The sequence below is a fragment of the Stenotrophomonas sp. SrG genome (genome assembly GCF_050031795.1).
Taxonomy (GTDB): Bacteria; Pseudomonadota; Gammaproteobacteria; order Xanthomonadales; family Xanthomonadaceae; genus Stenotrophomonas; species Stenotrophomonas rhizophila_A.
Genome location: NZ_JBNBBE010000014.1, coordinates 105468 through 130781, shown reverse-complemented (window position 1 = coordinate 130781; position 25314 = coordinate 105468). Strand labels below are relative to the sequence as shown.

At 68.1% G+C, this 25314-nt stretch carries 17 protein-coding genes; 5 read left to right on the top strand and 12 right to left on the bottom strand.

Going from position 1 to position 25314, the window contains the following annotated elements; translation table 11 throughout:
• Positions 1-354 precede the first annotated feature (354 nt).
• The 3 genes from ACQG3P_RS14620 to ACQG3P_RS14610 all read left to right on the top strand — a co-directional run bounded on the left by ACQG3P_RS14620 (position 355) and on the right by ACQG3P_RS14610 (position 9525).
• A complete protein-coding gene (locus ACQG3P_RS14620; protein ID WP_426805479.1) occupies positions 355-7821 on the top strand; it encodes a deaminase domain-containing protein in 7467 nt (2488 codons plus the stop codon).
• 73 nt (positions 7822-7894) lie between these two features.
• The gene (locus ACQG3P_RS14615; RefSeq protein ID WP_426805478.1) at positions 7895-8563 is read left to right on the top strand and encodes a hypothetical protein; all 669 of its coding nucleotides are present in this window, start codon (positions 7895-7897) and stop codon (positions 8561-8563) included.
• Positions 8564-8658: 95 nt separating this feature from the next.
• Positions 8659-9525 carry an endonuclease/exonuclease/phosphatase family protein gene (locus ACQG3P_RS14610; RefSeq protein WP_426805477.1) on the top strand — a complete coding sequence of 289 codons (867 nt, stop codon included), beginning with the start codon at positions 8659-8661 and terminating at the stop codon, positions 9523-9525.
• 73 nt (positions 9526-9598) lie between these two features.
• On the opposite strand, the gene ACQG3P_RS14605 is transcribed toward ACQG3P_RS14610, so the two are convergent.
• From ACQG3P_RS14605 to ACQG3P_RS14575, 7 genes are all read right to left on the bottom strand, one after another.
• Positions 9599-9784 (bottom strand): hypothetical protein, encoded by a 186-nt coding sequence (locus ACQG3P_RS14605; RefSeq protein WP_306298147.1) that lies wholly within the window; start codon positions 9782-9784, stop codon positions 9599-9601.
• 229 nt (positions 9785-10013) lie between these two features.
• Positions 10014-11444: an efflux transporter outer membrane subunit gene (locus ACQG3P_RS14600; protein ID WP_426805476.1), complete on the bottom strand. Its 1431-nt coding sequence runs from the start codon at positions 11442-11444 to the stop codon at positions 10014-10016.
• Positions 11438-12175, bottom strand: a complete 738-nt coding sequence (locus ACQG3P_RS14595) for an SDR family oxidoreductase (RefSeq protein ID WP_068851108.1) — start codon at positions 12173-12175, stop codon at positions 11438-11440. The genes ACQG3P_RS14600 and ACQG3P_RS14595 overlap by 7 nt, the downstream gene beginning before the upstream one ends.
• Before the next feature lie 25 nt (positions 12176-12200).
• A complete protein-coding gene (locus ACQG3P_RS14590; RefSeq protein WP_095364188.1) occupies positions 12201-15371 on the bottom strand; it encodes an efflux RND transporter permease subunit in 3171 nt (1056 codons plus the stop codon).
• Positions 15372-15499: 128 nt separating this feature from the next.
• Positions 15500-16702 carry an efflux RND transporter periplasmic adaptor subunit gene (locus ACQG3P_RS14585; protein ID WP_068851102.1) on the bottom strand — a complete coding sequence of 401 codons (1203 nt, stop codon included), beginning with the start codon at positions 16700-16702 and terminating at the stop codon, positions 15500-15502.
• A 92-nt stretch (positions 16703-16794) separates the two neighbouring features.
• Positions 16795-17565 (bottom strand): SDR family NAD(P)-dependent oxidoreductase, encoded by a 771-nt coding sequence (locus ACQG3P_RS14580; protein WP_426805475.1) that lies wholly within the window; start codon positions 17563-17565, stop codon positions 16795-16797.
• Positions 17562-17789 carry a hypothetical protein gene (locus ACQG3P_RS14575; protein WP_068851096.1) on the bottom strand — a complete coding sequence of 76 codons (228 nt, stop codon included), beginning with the start codon at positions 17787-17789 and terminating at the stop codon, positions 17562-17564. The genes ACQG3P_RS14580 and ACQG3P_RS14575 overlap by 4 nt, the downstream gene beginning before the upstream one ends.
• Positions 17790-17930: 141 nt before the next feature.
• Here ACQG3P_RS14575 and ACQG3P_RS14570 point away from each other — a divergent pair, with 141 nt between their 5' ends.
• The gene (locus tag ACQG3P_RS14570; protein ID WP_068854629.1) at positions 17931-18950 is read left to right on the top strand and encodes a LysR family transcriptional regulator; all 1020 of its coding nucleotides are present in this window, start codon (positions 17931-17933) and stop codon (positions 18948-18950) included.
• A gap of 199 nt (positions 18951-19149) precedes the next feature.
• Here ACQG3P_RS14570 and ACQG3P_RS14565 read toward each other — a convergent pair whose 3' ends face one another.
• Positions 19150-19845 (bottom strand): OmpA family protein, encoded by a 696-nt coding sequence (locus ACQG3P_RS14565; protein ID WP_184124011.1) that lies wholly within the window; start codon positions 19843-19845, stop codon positions 19150-19152.
• Between the two features lie 118 nt (positions 19846-19963).
• Positions 19964-21373, bottom strand: a complete 1410-nt coding sequence (locus ACQG3P_RS14560) for a cryptochrome/photolyase family protein (RefSeq protein ID WP_426805474.1) — start codon at positions 21371-21373, stop codon at positions 19964-19966.
• Positions 21374-21576: 203 nt separating this feature from the next.
• On the opposite strand from ACQG3P_RS14560, the gene ACQG3P_RS14555 reads away from it, so the two are divergent.
• On the top strand, positions 21577-22665 hold the full coding sequence (locus ACQG3P_RS14555) for a catalase family protein (RefSeq protein ID WP_426805473.1): 1089 nt from the start codon (positions 21577-21579) through the stop codon (positions 22663-22665).
• Between the two features lie 22 nt (positions 22666-22687).
• On the opposite strand, the gene ACQG3P_RS14550 is transcribed toward ACQG3P_RS14555, so the two are convergent.
• The 3 genes from ACQG3P_RS14550 to ACQG3P_RS14540 form a co-directional block, all read right to left on the bottom strand.
• On the bottom strand, positions 22688-23683 hold the full coding sequence (locus ACQG3P_RS14550; protein WP_426805472.1) for an NAD-dependent epimerase/dehydratase family protein: 996 nt from the start codon (positions 23681-23683) through the stop codon (positions 22688-22690).
• 83 nt (positions 23684-23766) lie between these two features.
• Positions 23767-24324 (bottom strand): TetR family transcriptional regulator, encoded by a 558-nt coding sequence (locus tag ACQG3P_RS14545; protein ID WP_426805471.1) that lies wholly within the window; start codon positions 24322-24324, stop codon positions 23767-23769.
• A gap of 55 nt (positions 24325-24379) precedes the next feature.
• The gene (locus ACQG3P_RS14540; RefSeq protein WP_426805470.1) at positions 24380-25270 is read right to left on the bottom strand and encodes an AraC family transcriptional regulator; all 891 of its coding nucleotides are present in this window, start codon (positions 25268-25270) and stop codon (positions 24380-24382) included.
• Positions 25271-25314 lie beyond the last annotated feature (44 nt).

Here is a 25314-nt window from a genome sequence, read left to right as displayed (position 1 = left end):
TCCCGACACCGCCGCCCGATGGCGCACGGGTGATGACGGCCTGCCGGGATCCCGCGCCCTGCAACGACTTCGAAGCAGCGCTTGAATGGTTTAGTCAGGTTCGATGGATGTAGTGGATCGCAGCAGCAGAGCCCGTGGGTAGGATCGGCGCCCTTCCGCGCCCCCTGCGCCTGCCGCGACGCCCTGCCTGTGCCGACGATGTCTCCCTCCCCCGTCCTCTCCACTCGTTTACCTGCCGTGGCACGCGTGCCCGCCGTCGCGTCGCCGCCAACGCGCATGCCCAGCCCGCGCCAGGTGCACAACCGTACGGTGATGGGATCAGTGATTACGCTGCCGCTGCGCGGAGTACCCCACATGCGGCTGCGCGCGCTCGCCGACCGCCTGGCTGCGGCACCGATCGACACCACGCTGTTGCACGCGCTGATCGAGGGAGGGTTGCCGGGAACGCCACTTGGGGATGGCATTGCCGAGTGGCTGGCAGAGCGCTGCGTGCTGCCGGTGTGCAAAAAGGAAGAGGCGCTGGCATGGCGATGCGTGCTGCTGCATGCGCTTCGACTGCCAACTGCCCACTGGGAGGTTGAATGCATCACCGAACGGCAGCGGCTCACGGCCGCCACCGCCGCTGCAGACCCGTTTCTGCAGCGACTGCGCGACGCGCTGTATCGCCCGATGCACGTCACACCCGGGCAATGGCAGGCACTGCTGCTCGAACGTCGCCAGCAGGACGGGCAGGCAGACGCGCGCGCGGTGGCGCTGGATCTTCAGAAGGACCGTCTCGGTGGAAAGAATGACCACCTCCGCTGGGCCTGGGCCCTGGCCCAGCTTCAAGCGCTGGCACCGGAAGCATCGCCGCGAACGCTGCAGCGGGCACTACGGCATGTGCGCCAGCAGCGCGATGCCGGTCTGGTCGAGCCGCGCGCCGGCCTGCCCAAGGTCTTCGACTCGCTGGATGCGTCCGCGATCAAGGCTATTTACGCGCGCCTGGCGGCGCTTCATGGGGGTGCAACCGATGCAGGCCATGCATCGTCCGCAGGTGTCACACCCCACGCGCTGGCCCTCGAGCTGCTGGCGGTATCCCATCAATCCAGCCTCGACTGCCAGGCACAGGTAATGCCGCTGGGCCGCTATGACAGCGTCGCCCGCGCGTTGGTCAGCCTGTTGAGCGTGCCGTTGCAGTTGCCGCAGATGCTGGGCACCGGCTTCGGCGTGGCGTACGCCGGTGCGGTGGGTGCGCGCCTGCTGGGTCACACCGCGCGGGCAGCGGATGCGGTTGTCGATGCCGCGCGGACGCTGGACCTCGATGCCGCCTGGATGCTTCCGTTGCAGACCGTTGCCTGTACACCGGCGGCTGGCGCCGCCACGCCTGCATCGAACAGCGATGCGCTGCTCGGTCGGCAGCGCCCCGGCACCGCGCTCGCGCAACCGGGCCAGTGCTGGGAAGAGCGGCGCACCGTGCCGGGCCTGCTGCGCGCGCAGGCGGCGGCGATGGGTGCGCTGCTGGCACGCCAAGCACAACCTGCTGCAACTTCACAGCGGACGCCGATGCAGGCGATGGTACCCACTGCAGAGGCGCGCTCTGTGCATCATCCCGCTGTGCTGCCACTGGCACTGTCCGGTGCACTCACCGACATGGGCGTACCGGCGTTCGTCCCGACTGGCACGCCGTCGCTGCTCGGCAGCGCAGCCGCCCAAGCCATGGTGCCGATGCAAGGTGCGCTGCCACTGGCGGTACTGGTCCCGCTGATGGACCGCATTCCGCCGCGCGACTGGTGGGGGGCGCTGGACTGGCAGGTCCCGCGCACGCCCGCCGGCCTGCATGCCGCAGTGACCGATGCCTTCGCCGTGGCCGGGCTCGACCTGCAGCAGCGCACGCCGACGCCGGCGGCGTTCGCAACCTTCTTCGATGCCGCTCCCGCGCGCGCATGGTACGCCGCGCTGCAGGATTTCGCGCTGCTGCCCGAAGGCGCCAAGCGCACGCTTGCAGGCGGCGACAGTGCTGCCGCCCGCGCCTATGCCTTTACCCGCATGCTGGACGTGCTGACCCATGGCCCACACGAGGACGCCGATGCTGCCGCGCTGCACCGGCTGGCCCGCATCGGCAGCGCTGCCGTCGGCCATCTGCAGGCGCAGGAGGATGTCCCACTGGCTGCAGCGCACGCGTATTTCGATGCACTGGCCTGGCAGACCGATACCGTCGCCGGACGCTTGGCGGTGCCGATGACCACGCCCCAGCTGGACGCCCACCATGCTCGCATGCGCCAGGCGTACGGCATGCCGGTCCAGCATCCTGGGGACCCGGCACAGACCCGGCGCTGGCTGGTCGAGGCAGAGCCTGCGCTGTTGGATGCCACCGGCTTCGAGGTGCTGGACGCCGCTGACGCGCTGCTGGCCGACCTGTTGGTCAGCCTGCGCGGCATGGTCGATCCGTTGCGGTTCGGCGAAGGCTGGGAGTGGCGCGGCGGTGCCCCCGCGGTTGCCGACTGGCGTGATCATCTGGAACGCCGCGCGGCGATGGCGGGCACGCACTGGGCGACCGAACTGGGCGCGCTGTTCCATCACATTGCCGCGTCGTTGGCGCGCTACGACGACCTGGAACCGGCGCTGCAGTCGGTCATCGATCCGCGCCGCAGCGATCTGCGCGTGCTGACCCGTGAGCTGATCGCACCGGTGGTGCAGCTGTATGCCGGACTGGACATGCCGATGGATCGTGCCGATCCCTGGTACCCGGTGGCGTACAGCACCTGCGCGGCGTTCTTTGCGTGGGTAGGCGACACCCGTTCGTCGCCGGCACTGGACCTGCTCGAACGCATGGATCTGGGCGGCAACCCAGTGCCGCTGCGCCGGCTGCTGCCGCCGATCAGCATCGGCCGGCCGCTGCCTGGTGCGGTGATCCGCCATCTACTGGGCAGCGAGCGCTACCCGGCCACGGCAGCGGAGCTGGAGCGCGCCCTGCTGCGGCTCATGCGCGGCGATGAAAGCCGCGAGCTGATCGCCTCGACGCTGGGCATTGCCAGGGAAGCGGTCACGCCGGAGCTTGCACACGGCTTCTTCCGCACCCTGGCGGTGTTGCCCGGTGGTGAAACGCTGGGCGGCTGGCGAACGGCATTCGAGCGCGGTTCGACCTGGCACCTGTCACCCGCCGAATGGCTGACGCTGCAACCGGCCAGTGCGCTGGCCGCGTTATGGCGCGCCCCGGACGGCTACGACAACCGGCGCGGCCTGGTGAAGGTGGTGAACCGCGCCAGCGCCTCGCGCGCGCAGACGCGCCAGGCGCAGGGCGTGCCGGAATTGTGGACGCGGATCATGGAAGGACCCGCCGCGCTCGATGACTGGTGCGGCAGCGACGACGCGCGCCGCACGGTCTGGCGCCATCTGCTGCGCCCGCTGCCGGGCGGCACCGCGCCGTCGCGACTGGACCATGCCGCTCCGCTGACAGCCGCCACCTGTACCGCGCTGCTGTCGGCCTCGGCCCAGGCCCAGCTCGCAGTACCTGCGGAACCGGGCGGATGGGGCGAGCGCACGGCTGCCGACGATGGCGCACCGGTATTGTCGTTGGCGATCGCGCTGCGTGCACGTTACCCGGCATTGACCACCGATGAGGCCATCGCCTTCAGTACCGTGCTGCTGCCGCCCGGTGCGCGTGCAGCAAGCGGGCCGGACGCACCCCTGCAGTTCCCGCTGCTGGCGACGCGCCGCGATCTTCCCGCACCCGCCGATGCCACCGAGCGGGCGCTGCCGGAATACGCACTGCGCGAAATGCCAACGCCCGCACCGGCCAGGTCCGGCCTTGACCCATCCCGCCTGCCCGAACTGGATACCCTGCTCGACCGTTTCGGGCTTTCGGTGCTGCACCCACGCAGTGAGCGCGACAGCGATGCGGCGCCATTGGCGGCCGTGGACGCGTGGGCGCTGATGAGCCGCACCCGCCAGTTCGCCGAGTTCTGCCGGCCGCTGCTGGCCGAGGCCGGCTGGCACGGCGGCAGCGCGGGAGAGACAGCGTCGCCGCGTGGCGCGCAGTCGCTGCTGGCAACGTTGATGCTGGAACGCTATGTGGGCCTTGACCGGATCGACGTCCTGCGTGATCGATTCGCCTCGCCCAGCGTGGTCGATGCGCGCTTTACCGACCTCGCCCGCGAGCTGCGCGATGCGGTGCTGCAGACCAACCCCGGCGCATCACCGGCGGCACTGGAGATCGTGTACTGGATGCTGGCCAGCGAGCTGGAGCAGCCTGCGCTGCTGGTCAGCGGCATTCCGGAGTGGCTGGGCTATGCAAGCTCGCCCCTGAGCGTGTCGCTGCTGCATGCCGCGACGTTCGTGAATGCCATGCAGCCCGGTGCCTGCGGTCGACTCGACTTCGACACGGTCACCGCCCTGCCCGCGCAGCTGGCGAAGCCCGTGGATGCCGCAGGCGAGCACGATGCACTGCATGAGGCGTGGGCACGCACGCTTGTGCCGGCGGCGGTGGTCTGTGCGAGCGCGCACGGCGTGATTCCCCCCAACACCCGGCTCGATGCGATAAGCGGGCAGCAGATCAGCGATGCACTCGCCTTCCTGCAGGCGCAGCAGGGCCAGCACGCGTTGCATGTGGAGCAGCTGGGAAGCCCCGCACCGCGACGCATGGACGTTGCGGCACAAACGCTGCGCGAAGCCGGCGTGCCGCCAGCGCTGTGGTCGCAGCGCCCGGCGGATATCGGCGAGGACTACCTGGCGCAGCATGGCATCGTGCCGTCGCGCCTGGTGGCATTCGAATCGCATCTCTACGCGTTGGGCAAACCCTCGGCCGCGGGCGGTGATCCGCCCGACGATCCGCAGCAGCGGATCCTGGTCACCAACGATGATTCGCTGCAGGCACTGCTGGTGGCGGATGCCTATCTGTCCACCTCCGGACCCACCACCGCAGACCGCTACGCTGCCGAATTCGATACCTACCAGCGGCGCGTGGAGTCCGGCCTGGCCGGCCTGATCACCACGGCACTGGAGGGCCTGCCGGCGGAGGACCGCCAGCTGCTGCAGGAGGCGACGTGCAGCACGCTGCGGGTCAGCTGCGATGGCCGCCAGGCCGACCAGGGCCTGTTGTTGCGCTGCGATCCGGCCGATAGCGATGACGCACCGGTGTATTACGAAATCGTGCCGCAGGCCGGCATGGCACGCCGGGCATGGGCGGACCCGGTGCTCGGGCCGCTGATCGATTTTGAAGGACTGATCAGCGGCGCGGTGCGGCGCACCCGCGATGGCAACGGCCTCAACCCGCTGCCGGGTCTGTCGCTGGCGTCTTCCGGCGTGGCCATCCGCGGCAGCGATGGGCAGAAGCTGAGCGGCATCGCCAAACTGGCCGCCACGCACCTGTGGCAGCCGGTGCTGGACCGCGTCCGCAACGAGGAGCTGGCCCGCCTGACCGGGCTGGAACAACGGCGGAAGCGCGAGCTGCATGTGCTGAACGAGTTGGCCGAATTCGCGGTGCCGGGGTACGGCTGCGCCGAGCAGCTGCAGGCCGGTGACCTGTCATTGGGCACGCTCGCCAAGTGTGCGATGGACGCACCCGTGCTGGAGGTGGGCAGGTTCGTCGCCTGCACCGTGCGCATCGCGGAAGCGGCCGGCGAGCGCACCATCCAGTCGATTGCCGCCGAGGCCGGCAGCGCGCTGGTGACGCTGGGCAAGGACGTCGCGCGCAAGGGCGGCCTGGGCACGATCGAAACGGTTGGCAAGGGCGCCTTGTGGGCAGGCAGCCATGCCTGGAACAGTGCGCTGGAGGGCGCAGGTTGGCTGCGCCGGGCGCTGCGCAGCGGCACCGCGCTGGACGGATCAGCGCTGGCCGTGGAGCGCGCTGTCTCGCAGGGCGCTGCGCCGGCAGGCGCGGTGGAGGCCCTGAAGACCCGAACGCCATCGCTGGCCGAGGCGCGGCTGGCCGACGGCAGCGTGGCGCTGGTTGTCGCGCAGCGCACGTCCTGGCACCGCTTCGACCTGATCACAGGTCACGCCTATGGGCCGCCACTGGAGGAATTCACCTTCGAGCACGAGCTGCCGTCCACGATTCCGGCACGCCGCACGGAACAGGGCCTGCAGGTATCGGTGGGCGATACGCCCGTGCAGTTCCTCGCACACGGAGATGACGAGTGGGACGTACTGCTGCAAGGCCAACGCTACCGCCTCAACGCCGATGGCGACGCACTGCAAGCTCTGCCTGCCAACGCGCGGCCCACCGGTCCCGGTCACTGGCAGCCGCTGCCGGGCAGCTGCCGCCCGCGGCGTTCGCTGGAGATGCTGCCGTGTGCGCGGCAGTCGCGACTGCGCTTCGTCCCGGATGCGGCCAGCGACCTTGACGTCGGCACCCTTCCACCGGAGCGCATGGACGCCCTTGCCGCTGCCACCCGCGAGTTCACCCTGGACCTGGCCCACGTCTCCCCCGACACCGGTGAAACGCTGCGCCTGATGGTGCACAAGGGCGAGTTCTGCGCGTGGACCCCGTCGGCGAAGGGCGCACCCCCGACGTTGCCCCCGCTGCCGGCGGCGCTGCGCGACGCGCTCGGCCTGCCCGCCAGCGTGAGCTATCCCGACACGCTGCGCGGCACGCTGGTGGATGCGCCGGACTTCGGCCTGGGTGCGTCGGCGCAGGCGGCAGATCTGACGCGCCTGCGGCAGACGCTGCCGGTGGTGGACCTCGGCGCACTGGTTCCCGGTATCGCCGATGCGCGCCGCCTGCGTGCGATCCGGGTGGAAACACCGTTCCTGCGCGGGTTGTGCATCGAGCCCGATGATGGGGTGTTCTACCAGGCCGCGCTGCCGGATGCCCTCGAGGCCGGCGCCGAAGTGCAGTTCACCCGCCTGCAGAACGAGCGCGACGCGGCAGCCATCCATGCCTACCTGCGCACGTCAGAAGGCTACCGGATGAACCTGCTGCGCCCGTACCTGGAACAGGACCGGGAGAACATCGCGCGCCTGGCGTACAGCTTCATCCGCCCCGGCCTGAGCGAGGACCAGCTGGCGCAGTTCCCTACCTACGACGCGTACGTCGACTACTTCGCCGCGCACGGGCGCCCGGATGTGCTCAAGCGCTACGCTGACAGAGTGCTGACCGGCGAGCGGGAGCAGCTCGGCTTCGTCCAGATCGCGCGTCGCCGCATCCCGGACTGGAAGGCGATGGGCAGCGCCACGGAAGAAGAACGCGGCCAGGTTGCCGACGTGCTCAATGCGCTGCTGCCGGCGACCGGTGGCAAGGGCACCTGGCAGCCGGTGGACGCGGCCGCGCTGGCCCTGCCGGATACCGGCCGCTCGATCCAGGCGCACCTGAAGGGCGCCAACCTGGCGTTTGCCGAGATCATCGACGATGACGGCAAGCGGACCATCGAGTACGCGCTCTCCGGTGGAAAGCGGGGGCGCAACGTCCAGTTGCGGCAAGACGCATCGCTCGGTGACGGCACCCGCTTCGTCGATGCCCGCAAGGCGATGCAGGGCGTAGCACCCTTGAAGACGATCACCAGCCTGCCCGTTGTGCGCAACCTCGGCAATCTCGAAGGGCGCCCGTTCGGCCGCGAGGTGGATTCGGAGCGGCTGATCGCCAGCGCCATGCAGGACCACCCCCGCGCGGTCTCGTTCAGGCTGTGGACGCTGCAGGACACCTGCCGCTCATGCGGCGGGGTGGTGATGCAACAGCTCCGCAACCGGTTCCCGGACGCCGAACCCTTCTCGGTGCGTTACATGGTGGACTACGGAGCCTCCGCGCGCGTGCCCGAGCCAGTGCCGGCCGCTGCGGAGCGGCTGGAGCCCGACGCAGGGCTGGTCACCTATTTCGACCAGTGGCGTCAGGACGCTGGCATGAGATAGCGCCTTGGGCCATGCTGGTACCGGCGGCGCCGCGTCCTGCGGCGTCGCGACCTGCCCCGCGCCCGAGGCCTGCATGGATTTCCTCAAGCTGCTGCGTTCGCTCGAAGAGTTCCTGTACGAGCTCTGCACCTGGTTCCTGTTCTTCCCGCGCACGCTGTACCGGGTGATCGTCCACCCGCGGCGGATGGCGCAGTACGTGAACACCGAACTGACCCAGAAGCTGGAGCGCCAGTTCGACGATGCGATCAGCCCGCCGATGTTCCTGATGCTGGCGGTGCTGGTCGCGCACGGGGTGGAACTTCTGATGCACCAGACCGTGGTCGGCACCAGTGACCTGTCGCGCTCGGTCCTGGGCAACGAGGAAAGCCTGCTGCTGTTCCGCTCGATCACCTTCGCGATCTGGCCGCTGGTGGCCACGGTGCACCTGCTGCGCCGCAAGCGCGTGCCGATGACCCGCGAATCGCTGCGCCGCCCGTTCTTCATGCAGTGCTACCTCACCGCCCCGTTCGCGGTGGCACTGTCCACCAGCATGGTGTTCGTGCGGCTGCCCGGGCAGCTGTCCACCACCATCGGGCTGGCAAGCTCTGCGGTGGCGGCCGCCTGGTTCATTGCGGTGCAGGCAGGATGGCTGAAGGTGGCGCTGCAGCGTTCATGGCTCAACACCGTGCTGTCGACGCTCTGGGTGTTCGCGCTCGGAACGGCGATCAACGTGATGGTCGGTTTCGTGCTGCTGGGCAGCTAAGCCGCTGCCCGCCGCTGCCGCCAACGTCCGCATAGTCGGGCCCGGTCATTCCATGGCACCCTCTGCAAACGATTTCACGGAATGGAGGGATTCCCATGTTGTCTTGTTTTCGTCGTCCGGCCCTGCTGGCCCTGATCGCGCTGGCGCTGCCGCTCGGCTCCGCCCTGGCCAAGGCGCCCGAGCCGCTGCGGGTGATGTCATTCAATGTCCGCACCCCGGTGGACACCGAGCCGAACAAACGCTGGGAGGACCGTCGCGATGCGATGGTGGCGCTGCTGCGCGAGCAGCACCCGGTGGTGTTCGGTACCCAGGAGCTCAAGACCAACCAGGCTGACTACCTGGTGCAGCACCTGCCCGGCTACCGGTGGTTCGGCGAGCCGCGTGGGCCCGGCGACAATGAGGAGCACATGGGCGTGTTCTACGACAGCGCCGCATTGAAGGTGGTCGAATCGGGCAACTTCTGGCTGTCCGATACACCGGAGGTGGCCGGCAGCATCACCTGGGGCAACCTGATGCCGCGCATGGTGACCTGGGCGCTGTTCGAACGTGCCGCCGACGGCAAGCGCTTCTACCTGTACAACACCCACCTGCCCTACCGCGATGAAGACGAGCCGCGCCGCGTACTGGGCGCCAAGCTGATCACCCAGCGCCTGGCCGCGCTGCCGAAGGACATTCCGGTGGTGGTCACCGGCGATTTCAACAGCGAACCGGGCAGCACCACGTATGCGGCGTTCACCACTGGGCTGGCCGATGCCCGCAAGCTGGCACGCAAGGTCGAAGGCCCGCGCCTGACCTTCCAGAACTTCAGCGATACGCCCACCGCCGAGATCGACTGGATCCTGGTCCGCGGCTTTGGTGTGAACCGATTCGCCACGCTGGACCAGAAACCGGGCGGCGTGGTGCCGTCGGACCACTACCCGGTCCTGGCAGAACTGGTGTTCCCGGCCGCGTCCACGCCTTGACTGGTAACGCGTGACCCTCAACGGAGCACAGGCGGTTCCCGGAAACCCAACGGCAGTCGATCGGGATGCGAAGCTACCCCCGGCGCAGGCCCTCGAGTGCTTTGCACAGGGCCTGATGCTGTTCGCGGGCCTGGCAGATCCGGGCGCTGATGGCCAGGAATACGCCGACGCCCACTACGCCGATGCCGAGCAGGCTGTCGGGCAAGCGCGCGAAGCCAAGGCTCACGGTGAGGGCGGCGACAACCAGCAACACAATCACGCCTGGGGACAGTCCAGAGGACGCCGATGCCTGTTCTTCCTTTCCCGCACGTGGCGGCTTCCAGCAATTCCGTTGCATTACACATATCCCCGGGCAGGGACTTTTTTTAGCACCGGGTCGCTCCTACCCGGCAGAGGCAAAGCCGTCAGCGCGGGGTTCTCCGGTACGCCTTTGCGGCGAACCATTACAAAAGGTGCAGGGGGCGACTGTTGCCGCCCCCCGCGAACCTTCACCGCATCGTGCCGGCCACCGCCGGCGGGGTTGCATCCTGCTGCTGGCCCCAACCGCCCAGCGCCTTGTACACACCGACCACGCTGACGTTCACCGTCGACTCGGCCGCCGCCAACGCGTCATCAGCCGCCAGCTGGGTGCGCTGTGCATCCAGCAGGGTCAGGAAATCTTCCGACCCTTCGCGGTAGCGGATCTGCGCCAGCTGTTCAGCACGCCGCGCGGCCTGCGCCTGCTCGGCGACGATGGCCAGGCGGGCCTGCTGCTTGGCATAACGGGTCAACGCGTTCTCGGTATCTTCCAGCGCCAGCAGCACCGCCTTCTCATACTCGGCCGCCGCGCCGTCGGCCTGGGCCTTGCTGGCCCGCAGTCGCGCCTTCACGGTACCGAAATCGAACGCGGCCCAGCTGATCGACGGGGTCACCGACCACGCCTTGTTGTTGCCGTTGACCAGCCCGCTGGCATCGCCGGACAGGAAGCCGACAAACCCGCTCAGGCTGATCCGCGGGAACAGATCAGCGGTGGCCACGCCAACCCGCGCCGTGGCGGCGGCCAGGCGACGCTCGGCCACGCGCACGTCGGCACGCTGGCGCAGCAGGTCGGTGGTATCGCCGAGCGGCAATGCCTTGGCATACGGCGCGGCATCACGCGGTTCCAGCAGCGTGTCCAACCCGTCCGGGCGCTGCCCCAGCAGCACCGCCAGGCGATGCCGCGACTGCACTTCGGCCACTTCCAGCAGCGGAATGTCGGCCTCGATCGCCTTCAACCGCGCCCGGCTGCTCTGCACGTCCAGTTCGCTGCCCGCCCCCAGGTCCCACCGGGTTTCGGTGAGCTTCTGGGTGTCGCGCAGGTTCACCAGCGTGCGCTTGGCGACTTCGATGCGCTTCTGGGTGCCGCGCAGTTCGAAGTAGTTGCGCGCCACTTCGGCGGCCACCGTGACCTGGGCGTCGGCCAGGTTGTCCTGCTCGGCGCCCAGGTCGGCACGCGCCGCTTCGGCGGCACGGCGCTGGCGACCGAACAGATCCAGCTCCCAGCCGGCGTCAAAACCAAGCTGGTAGGTCTCGCTGAAGACACGCTCGCCACCGGCGGTCAGGTCCGGCTGCTTGCGGCGGTCGTAGCTGCCGCCGCTGGTCACGTGTGGCAGCTGGTCCAGGCGCTGCTCGACGAACACCGCACGGGCTTCGCGCACGCGCGCCATCGCGATGCGCAGGTCCAGGTTGTCGCCCAGGGCGTCGTGCACCAGTTGTTCCAGCACCGGGTCATCGAACTGCGCCCACCAGCTGGCCACCGGCGAGGTGGTGCTGAACACCGGCGCGGCGGCGCCCTGCAGGACCACCGGCTGCGCCGGTGGTGCCTGGTAGTTGGGGCCGACGCTGACGCAGCCGGCCAGCAGCGCGCTGGCAACGGCGGCGGTCAACACACGGATCACCATGGCAGCACCTCGCCCAGGTAGGTGAAGCTGCCGTTCGGGCCATCGGCACCGATCAGCGCCATGCCCACGCTGGAGCGCGCGCCATCGGCGATTTCGATTTCGCCTTCGCCCCGGTTCATGTCGGTTTTCACGTAGCCCGGGTGCACGGTGTTGACCTTGGTGGTGCCCTCGCGCAGCTCATAGGCCAGCTGCACGGTCCAGGCGTTCACCGCGCTCTTGGACGCGTTGTAGGCCGGCACCGCGAAACCGTAGATCGGCGAACCCGGCTGGCTGTGCAGGGTCAGCGAGCCGAGGATGCTGGACACGTTGACGATACGCCCGGCCGGCGATGCCTTGATCAACGGCAGGAACGCCTGGGTGACCGCAATCACCGCGAACACATTGGTGTCGAAGGTCTGGCGCCAGGTGTCCAGGGTCTGCGCCGACGGCGCCAGCGCGGGGTCGTCGAGCAGGATGCCGGCGTTGTTGACCAGGATGTCCAGCCGGCCATGGCGGTCGGTGACCTCCTGTACGGCGGCGGCGATGCTGGCGGCATCACCGACGTCCAGCTGGATCGCCTCCACCGGCAGGCCTTCGGCCTGCAGCTTCAGCGCTTCGGCCACGGCGGTGTCGCGCTTGCGCCCGGCCAGCAGCGTGTGCACGCCGGCCTGGGCCAGCTGGCGCACGGTTTCCAGGCCGATGCCACGGGTGGCACCGGTGACCAGGGCGATCTTGGAAGTAGCGGTATTCATGGGTGATTCCTCGTAGGGGTCGGGATCAGTGATGCAGGGTGGATTCGCCATGGGTGACCAGCTTGCCGCCGCCATTGCGGCTGACGAACTTGCGCAGCGCCACGTAGAACACCGGGGTCAGGAACAGGCCGAACAGGGTCACACCGAGCATGCCGGCGAACACGGTGATACCGGTCACCGAGCGCACCTCCGCGCCGGCGCCGTGCGACACCACCAGCGGGATGGTGCCGGCGATGAACGCGATGGAGGTCATCACGATCGGACGCAGACGCAGGCGGCACGCTTCCAGCGCGGCTTCCACGATCCCCTTGCCGCCCATTTCCAGCTCGCGGGCGAATTCGACGATCAGGATCGCGTTCTTGCACGCCAGGCCCATCAGCACCACCAGGCCCACCTGCACGAACACGTTGTTGTCACCGCCGGTCAACCATACGCCGAACAGGGCCGACAGCAACGTCATCGGCACGATCAGGATCACCGCCAGCGGCAGCGACCAGCTCTCGTACAGGGCGGCCAGCACCAGGAACGCCAGCAGGATCGCCACCGGGAATACGATGAAGGCGGCCTTGCCCTGGGTGGCCTGCTGGTAGCTCAGGTCGGTCCATTCGGTGGTCATGCCCACCGGCAGCACCTTGGCGGCGATCTCGGTCAGGTTGTTCATCGCTTCGGCCGACGACAGCAGGCGCGGGTCGGCTTCGCCGGCCAGGTCCGCGGCCGGGTAGCCGTTGAAGCGCAGCACCGGGTCCGGGCCGTAGGTTTCCTTGACGGTCACCATTGAACCGATCGGCACCATCTCGCCACGGTCGTTGCGGGTACGCAGCTTGCCGATGTCTTCCACGCTGTTGCGGAACTGGCCGTCCGCCTGGGCGATCACCTGCCAGGTACGACCGAACTCGTTGAAGTCGTTGACGTAGGACGAACCCAGGTAGGTCTGCAGGGTGTCGAACAGCTCGGTGAGCTGCACGCCCTGCGCCTTGGCCTTGACCCGGTCCACTTCGGCATCCAGCTGCGGCACGTTGGCCTGGTAGCTGGTGATCGGGAAGGCCATGCCCGGGGTCTGCGCCACCGCACCCTGCATCTGGCTCACCGCCGTCTGCAACGCACCGTAGCCCAGGTTGCCGCGGTCTTCGATGAACATCTGGTAGCCGTTGCCGTTGCCCAGGCCCAGGATCGGCGGCGGCATCATCGCGAAGGCGAAGCCTTCCTGCAGCCCGGCGATCTTCTGGTTGATCTCGGCGTTGATCTCGGCAGCGGTGCGACCATGGCGCTCGTTGAACGGCTTGAGCGGAATGAACGCCACGCCGGTGTTGGGCGTGTTGGTGAACTGCAGCGCGTTCAGGCCCGGGAACGAAATGGTGTGCGCCACGCCTTCGGTTTCCTGGGCGATCCTGGCCACCTTGCGCAGCATTTCATCGGTACGGGCAATGGACGACCCTTCCGGCAGTTTCACACCGGCGATCAGGTACAGCTTGTCCTGGGTCGGGATGAAGCCCGGCGGCACCACCTTGAAGATGAAACCGGTGGCGACCAGCAGCACCGCATACACCAGGAAAACGGCGCCACGACGACCCAGGATCTTCGACACGCCGCGCTCGTACTTCTCCGAGCTGGACTTGAAGAAGCGGTTGAACGGACGGAATACCCAGCCGAACAGGCGGTCGATGATGCGGGTCGGCGCATCCTTGGCCGCATCGTGCGGCTTGAGCAGGCGCGCGGCCAGCGCCGGCGACAGGGTCAGCGAGTTGATCGCCGAGATCACCGTGGAGATGGCGATGGTGACGGCGAACTGCTTGTAGAACTGGCCGGTCACACCGGACAGGAATGCCATCGGCACGAACACCGCGCACAGCACCAGCGCGATCGCGACGATCGGCCCGGACACTTCCTTCATGGCCTGGTGCGCCGCGGCAAGCGGGGTCAGGCCCTCTTCGATGTTGCGTTCGACGTTTTCCACCACCACGATCGCGTCGTCGACCACGATGCCGATCGCCAGCACCAGCCCGAACAGGCTCAGCGTGTTGATCGAGAAGCCCAGCACGTACAGCGCAGCAAACGTACCCACGATGGACACCGGCACGGCGATCAGCGGAATGATCGAGGCGCGCCAGGTCTGCAGGAACAGGATCACCACCAGCACCACCAGCGCGATGGCCTCCAGCAGCGTGGAGACCACCGCCTTGATCGAGTCGCGCACGAAGATGGTGGTGTCGTACACCGCTTCGTACTTGACGTCGTCCGGGAAGGTCTTCTGCATCTCGTCCATCGTGCCGATCACCGCATCGCGGATCTCCAGCGCGTTGGCACCCGGGGCCTGGAAGATACCGATGCCCACCGCGTTCTTGCCATCCAGCTGCGAGCGCAGGGTGTAATCGCCGGCACCCAGTTCCACCCGGGCCACGTCGGACAGCCGCACTACTTCACCGTCGGTACCGGCCTTGAGCACGATGTCACCGAACTCCTGCTCGCTGCGCAGGCGGCCCTGGGCATTGATCAGGGTCAGGAACTGGCTGTTGGGCATCGGCTCGGCGCCGAGCTGGCCGGCCGAGACCTGCACGTTCTGTTCGCGCATGGCGCGCACCACGTCGCTGGCGGTCAGGCCGCGCGCGGCCACCTTGTCCGGGTCCAGCCAGGCACGCATGGCGTAGTCGCCGCCACCGAAGATCTGCGCGTCGCCCACGCCCTGGATGCGCGCCAGCGCGTCCTTGACGTGCAGGCGGGCGTAGTTGCGCAGGTACAGGGTGTCGTACTTGCCCTTCGGCGAGGTCAGGTGCACCACCATCAGGAAGGTGGGCGACTGCTTCTGGGTGGTCACACCCTGCCGCCGCACATCTTCCGGCAGGCGTGCCTGGGCCTGGGCCACGCGGTTCTGCACCTTCACCGCCGCATCGTCCGGGTCGGTGCCCGGGCGGAAGGTGACGGTCATCTGCAGCACGCCGTCCGAACCGGCCACCGACTTGAGGTACATCATGCCCTCAACGCCGTTGATCGCCTCTTCCAGCGGGGTGGCCACGGTTTCGGCGATCACCTTCGGGTTCGCACCCGGGTACACGGTGCGCACCACCACCGAGGGCGGCACCACTTCGGGGTACTCGCCGATCGGCAGCATGGGTATGGAGATCAGGCCGGCGGCGAAGATCACGATCGACAGCACCGCCGCGAAAATCGGCCTGTCGATGAAGAAACGGGAAAAGTCCATTAGGGGATTCCTGGGTTTTCACCAACGCCGGCGTGCAGCACCCCTGCCGCTGTCGAAGACGACAGCGGGAGCGGTGCCCCACGGGGCGTTGAAAGACACGGTAGAGCCGACCGTTGGTCGGCTGCTCTTCAATTCAATGCAACAGGCGCAGCCGCCGCAGCCGGCTGCATCGCAACCGCCTTGGCCTGCACCGGCATCCCCGGCATGAACACCTTCTGCACGCCATCGATGATCACCCGGTCGCCGGCCGCCAGCCCCTGCTGCACGATACGCAGGCCTTCGGCGGTGCGGCCCAGCTGGATGTCGCGGCGCTGCGCCTTGCCTTCCTTGTCGACCACGTACACGTACTTGCGGTCCTGGTCGGTGAGCACGGCCTTGTCGTCGATCAGCATGGCCTGGAACTCGCCGCTGCCGAGCAGCTGCACGCGGGCGAACAGCCCCGGGGTGAAGGCGCGGTCGGCGTTGTCCAGCAGCGCACGCACGCGGATGGTGCCGGTGCTCCGGGTGACCTGGTTGTCCAGGAAGTCGACCTTGCCCGCATGCGGGAAGCCCTCTTCACCGGACAGGCCGACCTTCACCGGCAGCTCGCTGTCGCGCTCGCTCGGGCGCTCGCCCTTGCGTGCCATCTGCGCGTACCGCAGGAAGGTGCCCTCGTCGGCATCGAAGTACACGAACACGGTGTCCAGCGAGACCAGCGTGGTCAGCACGCTCGCGCTGTCGCCCGCGGTGACCAAGTTGCCGGCGGTGACCATCGCGCGGCCTGCGCGGCCGTTGATGGGGGCGCGCACCTTGGTGAATTCCAGGTTCAGTGCCGCCGCATCCAACGCGGCCTGCGCGGCCTGCACGTTGGCACCGGCCTGGTCGGCGGCGGCGCGGCGCTGCTCCCAGGATTCGGTGGAGATGGCCTGCTGCTCGGACAGCTTCTTGGCGCGCTCGGACTCGCTGCGCGCCAGGGTGGACTGGGTGCGGGCGCGGGTGAGTTCGGCACGGGCGCGGTCGTACTCGGCCTGGTAGCTGCGCGCGTCGATGGTGAAGAGCACATCGCCCTTCTTCACTTCGTCGCCTTCGACGTAGTTGACCTTGTCGATGTAGCCGGACACGCGCGGGCGCAGTTCGACGCTCTGCACCGCCTCGACGCGGCCGCTGAAGTCGTCCCACTGGCTGACCGGCTTGACCAGCACCGGCGCGGCGCTGACCTGCGGCGGCGGCGGGCCGGCGGTTTCGGCCTGGCTGCCGCTGCACGCGGTCAGCACCGCGGCGGCCAGGATCGACACGCCGGCCATGGCCAGCCGTCGGGAGAAGCGATGCGGAGTGGAATTGGAGGAAGTCATGGAATGCATCCGTACGTAGGGGTGGTCAAAGAAAAACAAAATCACGTGGTACTGCCGGGGGCGGTAGCCTGGGACCTGAACCTAGGTAAAGGTCAAGCGACACCGGCGATGTCGCGCCAAGCGGGAGGTCGGTCCAGTTGCAGCAGTCCACGCGGAAGTTCCGCATCGCGGGTGTCGCAGCGCACGATGGCGCGGTTGTCGACGCAGTTGTCGAGCAGGGAAACCACGCGGCGGCCGACCAGCAGCGCGCTCGGCCATTCGATGCAGGCGTTGGCGGCGTTGGTCGGCGTGCACACCGGGTTGCACACTTCCAGCATCTGCGCGCGCACGCCCAGGGCCTGCGCTTCCTGGTGCAGCACCTGCGCGTACATGCGCGTGGCGGCGCCGGTGATGGAGCTTTCGCCATAGCCGGCCCACGGCTTGAAGCCGGCCGGGCTGCCGACCAGCACATAGCGGCGCGGGTGGCCTTCACTCTGCAGCAGCGGCAGCAGGCGGCGGCCGGCGTGCACGTGCGGCATCACGTCGGCCTGCAGCGCCTGCAGCAGCGCATCGCCGCTGCGGTCGATGACCCGACCACGGTTATAGGGGCCGCCCATGGCATCGATGACCGCAGCAAGCGTGCGCGGCCGCTGCGCGATGCGTTCGGCCAGGGCCAGCGCCGAGCCATCGTCTGCGAGCGAGCCCAACAGCGTTTCCAGCCCCGGCTCGTCGGCAAACTGCTCGCGCAGCGCTGCAAGCCGGCCCGGGTCGCGGCCAACCACCAGGACCGGGCTGCCGGCCTCCAGCAGCGCAGCCACGATGCCCTGCCCGACGCTGCCGGTGCCGCCAAGCACCAGCACTTCGGGGGCCAGTGTCCCGTTCATGGGACTTTAACTCCCGTCGCCGGGATAATCCCAATTCGGCCCAGTCGGCCGCCGCTGCGGGCACCCAGGCGCAGGCTCCCGCCGCGCTGCAGGTTGGCGGGCGGGGTGAACTCGCGGAAAGCCTTGCCGGAGAAGGCCGAGGGGCGCTTTTCAACGGTCAGGGCCAGGTCCAGCGAGGGCGTGCGGCCACCGATGACGCGGCCTAGAATGTTCTGCAACCACATGGTTGGCGTCCTCCAATTCGGGAATGGCGCCAGATTAGTCCTCGAACTCCCCCTTGATTAGTCCGAATTAAGGGGAATAATCGTCCCGTACCCGGCACAATCTTTCGGGCACCCTACCCATCCCCCGATATGGACTCCGTCATGGCCCACGATCTCAACGACACGCTGATCTTCGTCAAGGTGGTCGAGCAAGGCAGTTTCATTGCCGCTGCCAACGCGCTCGGCCTGCCCAAGACCACCGTCAGCCGCAAAGTGCAGGAACTGGAAACGCGCCTGGGCGCACGCCTGCTGCACCGGACCACGCGCCGGCTGGGCCTGACCGAGGCCGGCTCGGTGTACCACGAACATTGCCAGCGCATCGCGCGCGAGCTGGAAGAGGCCGAAGGCGCGGTCAACCAGTTGCAGTCCGGCCCACGTGGCTGGCTGCGCTTCACCGTGCCCTATTCGATCGGCATCACCTGGATCGCACCGCTGCTGGGGCAGTTCCACGCCCAGTATCCGGAGATCCAGCTGGACATGCACCTGGGCAACGAAAAGCTCGACCTCATCGCGGGTGAAGCGGACCTGGCGCTGCGCGTGGGCGCCCTGCCCGATTCGAACCTGGTGGCGCGCAAGCTCGGCAGCCTGCGCACGCAGGTGTTTGCCAGCCCCGCCTACATCGAACGCTACGGCGAGCCGCTGCACCCGGACGAACTGCAGTTCCACCGCATCCTGGCGATGCGCAAGGCCCGCAACCTCAACAACAATCGGTTCTTCTGGCAGCTGGGCGAGAACGGCGGCGACCTGCGCGATTTCCCGGTCAATCCACTGCTGGTGGCCAACGATCCGTCGGCGTTGAATGGCGCGCTGGTCTGCGGTGAGGGGCTGCTGCTCACCGGCGATGTGATGGCCAAGCCGTTCATCGAATCGGGCATGGTGCGCCGTGTGCTGGCGGGCTGGACCGGCCCGGAAGTGGACTTCAACGCGGTGTTCGCCGGCGGCCGGCTGGTGTCGCCGAAGGTGCGCGCGTTCGTCGATTTCCTGGTCGAAAAGCTCAACTTCGACGCAAACTACATGCTGGCCCAGTGCCCGGCGGCGAAGCTGGCCAAGCAGCAGCAGAAGGAAGCCGAAGCGGAGCTGCAGGAGACCGGGAAGCGGATCCTGGAGACGGTGACGGCCTGATCGTCGCGGTGGTGCGGCAGGCCGAGCCGGCAGGTAGAGCCGACTGTTAGTCGGCTACGCGCGAAGCGCGTCTTCCTGCATGCCGACGGTGCAGCCGACTAACAGTCGGCTCTACAGAAAATGCCGCCCGTTGGGGCGGCATTTTTGCGTTGCATCGGCGTGGCCGATGCAACGCAGCAATAAAAGGCGCTTGCGCCTTTTATTGCTGCAACGGAATCACGCGGATTTCCACGCGGCGGTTCTTGGCGCGACCGGCGTCGGTGCTGTTATCGGCGATCGGGTAGGCCTTGCCGGCACCCAGCGTCTCGATACGCACGCTCTGAACGCCCTGGGCGGTCAGGTACTGCGCAACCGAATCGGCGCGTTCCTTGGACAGCTTGTTGTTGACCGCGTCACTACCAATGCTGTCCGTGTGGCCAACCACTTCGATCATGGTCTGGTTGTATTCGTTCAGCGTGCTCGCCACGCCGTTGAGCGCACCGTAGAACTGCGGCTTCAGCTGCGACTTGCCGAAGTCGAAGGTCACGCCATCGGGCAGGTTGAGCACGATGTTGTCGCCCTGGCGCTGCACGTCAATACCAGTGTTGGCGGTGCGCTCGCGCAGCTCACGTTCCTGCTTGTTCTGATACGCACCCACGCCGGCGCCGGCAAGCGCGCCAATACCCGCACCCACCATCGCGTGCTGGCGACGTTCGGTCGCGCTGTCACCGGTCAGCAGGCCGGCGGCCACGCCGATGGCGGTGCCGATCAGCGCATTGCGGCCGGTGCGGCTCTGCTGCTCGACCGGGTTGCCGTACTGGTCGCTCTGCACGTAGGAACCACCGGTGGCGCAGGCCGACAGGGCGGCAGCGGTCATCAGGGCCAGGGCCACGTTGCGGGGTGCGGATCGGATCATGTGTTTTCTCCTGAAGTGCCGGCGGTCGGCGTGCGAACGGCCAGAAGCATAAACACGCCGACGCGATGCCGGCATGATGAACACGCACGGATTCGGCATTTCGTTCAGCTTTGGGGCATCAGCCGGTGTGCCGATACGCGGCCAATGCCGCCTCGCGGCCGGCCGCCAGATCCACCAGTGGCACCGCCGGATAGCCCGACGCCAGCTCTGCCAGCAACGACGGCGACTGCCACGGTGCGAAGCGTGCCTTCACTGGCAACGGCGCCAGTTCGGGCACCCAGCGGGTGATGTAACGCGCATGCGGATCGAACTTCTGCGACTGCGTGACCGGGTTGAATATCCGGAAATACGGCGCCGCATCCGCACCGGTGCCGGCCACCCACTGCCAGCCCATGGTGTTGTTGGCCAGGTCCGCGTCCACCAGCGTGTCCCAGAACCAGCGCGCGCCGTGCAGCCAGTGCTGGCGCATGTGCTTGCACAGGAAGCTGGCCACGATCATCCGCACGCGGTTGTGCATGTAGCCGGTGGCCCACAGCTCGCGCAGCCCCGCATCGACGATCGGCACCCCGGTACGCCCCTGCTGCCAGGCCTGCAGCTGTGTCGCGTTCGGCTTGGCCCAGCTGAAGTTCGCGAACCGCGGGTTGAGGTTCTGTTCGGGGGTCTGCGGGAAGTGGTGCAGCAGGTGGTAGGAAAACTCACGCCAGCCCAGCTCGCGTATGTAGCCATCGATATCGGCATCGCGGCTGGCGCTGCGCTCTGCTTCCAGCCGCCGCACGATCTGCCACGGCGAGACTTCGCCGAAGTGCAGGTGCGGCGACAGCAGTGACGTACCCACGCGGTCGGGCAGATCGCGCTGCTGGCGGTAGCCGTTCAACGCACCGTCGATGAACACCGACAGCGCTTCCTGCGCGCCGGTTTCGCCGGGTTGCCAGTGCTCCCAGAACTGCTTGTCCCAGTCCAGCGTCGGCGCCAGTCCCAAGGTGTTCAGTGCCACGCCTTTTGCAGCGTGCGGCGGCAGGGTCTGCGGCAGCCGGGTGGCCGCCGGAATATTCATGCGGGTCAGCGCGTTGCGCCAGAACGGAGTGAATACCTTGTAGGGCCCGCCCTGCAGCGTGGCGATATCCCACGGCTCGAACATCAGGCTGCCGTTGCAGCTGGTCGCCTCGATGCCCTGCTCGCGCAGTTCGCGCTTGATCCGGGCATCGCGCGGTTGCGTGGCCGGTTCGTACTTGCGGTTCCAGTACACCGCCTCGGCGCGGGTTTCGTCGATCAGCGCCTGCAGCTGCGCCTGGCTGTCCCCCTGGCGCAGCACCAGCGCCGACCCGCGCGCACGCAGGTCCGCATCCAGCGCGGCCAGCGAGCGGTGCAGCCATGCGTTCGACGCACCGCCCGGCGCCCACGCACCCTCCTCGTCCGGTGCATGGATATAAACCGGCACCGGGGTATGCCCCGCCTCCAGCGCGGCCTGCAATGCCGGGTTGTCCTGAAGACGAAGATCACGGCGGAACCAGACCAGAGCTACCGACACAAGCACTGCCTACGCTGAAAGAGAGCCACATGATAGCCATCTGGAGTGAAGGCATTGCACGCGCCCTTCGCGCCACGGCGATGTCCCCTGCACCGCTCGTGCACGGCTCAAGCGGGAAGGTGGGCACATGCCCCAGCCGGTCCCTGCCAAGGCAACACCTCGTGGTCGCCGGCGCCTTCTCTCCACTTTCCGGAACCATGCCCATGACGCCGATCCAGCCTGCTGTCGCTTATTCCGCTGACGTGGAACAGCGCGCGCCTGACGAAGACGCCACCATCGCCGAACTGGTGGAGGTATTCACCCGCATGGCCGGCGTGGTTGCCGAGCATGAAGGCCATGCGCACCGTGCGGTGCATGCCAAGGGGCACGCGCTGCTGCGCGGGCGCTTCCGCGTACTGGATGGGCTCTCGCCCGAACTGAGCCAGGGCCTGTTCGCCGCACCCGGTGAGTACGACGCCCTGGTGCGGTTGTCCTCGCCGCCGGCCGAGCAGCTGCCCGATACCGTCTCTACGCCGCGCGCGATGGCCGTCAAGATCATGGATGTGCCCGGCGCGCGCGTGGACGGCGGCGACGAGCAGCACAGCCAGGATTTCCTGATGGTCAACGGCCCGGCCTTCAACACGCCGGGCATCAGCGGCTTCCTCCGCTCGGCCAAGCTGCTGGCCGCCACCAACGAGCGCATGCCGCGGACCAAGCAGGTGCTCTCCGCCACGCTGCGCGGCACCGAGGCGGCGCTGGAGGCAGTGGGTGGCCAGAGCGCATCACTGAAGGCGCTCGGTGGCGAACCGCAGCACCATCCGCTCGGCGAAACGTTCTTCACCCAGGTCCCGTTCCGCTACGGGCCGTACATGGCCAAGTTCTCGTGGGTGCCGGTGTCGCCGGCACTGGTCGCGCTGACCGGGCAGAAGCTGCCTTCCGAAGCCGACACGCAGCGTGAGGCGGTGGCCGCGTTCTTCGCCCAGCCCGGCGCCGTGGCCGAGTGGGAGCTGCGCGTGCAGCTCTGCCGCGATCTTGAAAAGATGCCGATCGAAGACGCTTCGGTGGTCTGGCCGGAGGAACTCAGCCCGTTCCAGCCGGTAGGTCGGCTGGCGGTCGGTGAGCAGTCATCCTGGAACACCGACGCCGAGGCCAGCGAAGACCGCCTCGCCTTCGCTCCCTGGCACGCGCTGGCGGCCCATCAACCGCTGGGCAACATCAACCGCGCACGCCGGATCGTGATGGCCGCCTCGCGCGACTTCCGCGCCCGCTTCAACCGTTGTCCCATCCACGAGCCTTCGGCACCCAACGTTTAGTGCCACGCCCTGCGTGGCGGCTTCACACGCGCACGCCAGAGCGCACGAGCCGAAGCTCATCCAACCCCTGCTCGCGCGTGATCGCGTCGCGCAAGTGCAGCTCACGCCGCGCCTTGCGCGTATCCAGCGTCACTTCAACCGCCGAGGCAGCGTACTGCTGCCGGGTCAGAGGACCGCGTACCCGTCCACCACTCACTGCCGCCAGTGCATCGCCCAGCGATGCCAGTGCCCACAGCAGCGCACGCGGGACCGACTTTTCCGGCGCGGCGATCCCCTGCGTTTCCAGCAGCGCGGTGATGAAGGCACGGAACTGGACAGGCTGCTCGTCGGCGATGAAATAGACCTCGCCCGGTCGTGCATGGCGCAGCGCTGCCGAGACAGCCGCGCACAGGGTCGCGATGTGGGTGGTGGAGGTCAGGTAGTTGCCGCCCGAAATCCAGGCAAGCTGTCCGCTCCGCGCCGCGTCGCACAGCTGTGGCAGTGCGGTGGTGTCGTCGCGGCCCCACACGAACCGTGGGCGCAGCACGCTGACCGCAAGGTGTTCGCTGTTGGCCGCCAACGCAACCCGCTCCGCCTCGGCCTTGCTGCGCGAGTAGCCACCGATGGAGCGGCGTGGCAGTGGCGTGCGCTCGTCCACGCCTGGCAACGCGCGCCCGCTGGCCAGCACCGACTCGGTGCTGAGCAGGAGCACGCGGGCGACGCCCGCCTGTCCGGCGGCGTCGATCACCCGGCGCGTGCCATCGACGTTGACACGATGCTGGCGCCCCCCACCGGCCACATGGTCGGTATCGGCGGCCGCATGGACAACGGCGTGGCAGCCCTGCATGCCCGTGGCCAGGTCACCCGAGAGCAGGTCGGCGCGGAATGCCCGTGCGCCGCGCTGTTCGACTGCGCGCGCCGCTGCTTCGCTGCGCGCCAAGGCCACCACGGCGTGGCCCTGGGAGACCAGTGAGGTGATGAGGTTGCGACCGACATAGCCACTGCCGCCGGTAAGGAAAATCCGCTGGAGAGAAGACATGGGGGGTCCTGCAGCCGCTGCCGGGCCGCATTGATGAGTGGGAGAGAAGACAGGTGGGCGTAACGTCGCCCCAAACCGATGGATCAGTCAGGCGGTACCTGCTCCACCAGCCACGCGATGTCCCGCAGCAGCTGTTCCCGCTGTTGCGCGGGCCAGCGGTGGTAGTCGAGCGCTTCGAGAAGTTTCAGTCCTTCCAGCGCCAGGTACGCCAGCATCGCGCCACGAGGCTGCTGCGAGGTGGTTTCGACCGCCTCGATCACCTCGCGCTGGTGTTGCTGGAACGGCCCGCGCAGGCTCGAGTCGCCGGCCATGGCCGCCACCAGGCTCAGGGCGACCGGTCGGAAGGCGTCCGGCAGCGGCTGTGCAGCGGCCGCCAGCCGACCCTTGATGACCGGACTGTCATGCGCGGGCACCGCGTCAACCGCGGCCTGGTTCTGGGCACGGTCCCGCTGCAGCGCGCGCACCAGTACGGCCTGCACCAGTGCGGTCTTGCTGCCATGGTCGTACAGCACGCTGGCCTTGCTGATCCCGGCCTCGGCTGCAACGGCCTCCAGGGTAAGCCCGGGAACGCCATGGCGGGCCACCACCCGTTCGGCGGCGTCCAGCAGGTGATTCGGGTCGATGGAGCGCGGTCGGGCCATGTCGTTACCAATTAATATCCGTCCGGATGGATATTAATGGGTCGGCAACCAGAGGTCAATCCACGGAAGGCGTGGACCGCTGCAGGCTTTCCCGCGCGGTGTGGCCGAAGCAGCGCTGGTACTCGCGGCTGAACTGCGACAGGCTCTCGTACCCGACGGCAAGCGCCGCCGTGGTCACGTTGACGGCCTGGGTTTCGAGCAGCCGCCGTGCTTCGAGCAGACGCAGCTGCTTCTGGAACTGCAGTGGCGAGATGCCGGTGACCGCGCGGAAGCGCCGGTAGAACAGTGACACGGACATGTTGCTGGCCGCCGCCAGCGACTCCACCTGAAGCGGCTGACGGAAATGCCGGCGCAGGTGCACCACCGCTTCGGCAATCCGGTGCAACGTGCCTTCCGGGCGCGCCATTGCCGCAACCTCCGGGCCGGTTGGCCCGGTCAACAGCCAGTAGCTGAGTTCGCGCAACAAGGTGGGCACCAGCACCGCCGCCGCATCGTCGATACGCACCGCTTCAACGATGCGTGCCACGCAGTCCAGCAGCGGCGCTGGCAGGGTATGTACGCTGAGGCCGGAGGCCGCGGCGAGGGCTGACGGCCCCGGGTCCAGCCCGGCCAGCACCTGCTGCAGCACGCCCGTGTCCAGCTCGATCGAGACGCCCATGAACGGCTGTGCCCTGCTGGCCGCCAGCACGCGCCCACTTGCCGGCATCGCGATCCCGGTCACCAGTCCCTGTCCGGCACGGTAATCGAGGCTGCGTCTTCCGGCCAGAACCTGCTTTGCCCCCTGCACGACCACACCCAACGCGGGCCGGTACAGCGCATGGGTGGGCATCCGGGCACGGTGGGTCGTCGATACGATCACGCCCGGCAGCGGCGACAGTACACGGTCGCCCTCTCCGGCCGATCGGCTCAGGAGGCTCTCCACTGCGTCATGCAGACGCGTCAGCATGCCACCCCCGCGCGGAGGGGTGCAGGATCAGGCAAATGCCTGCG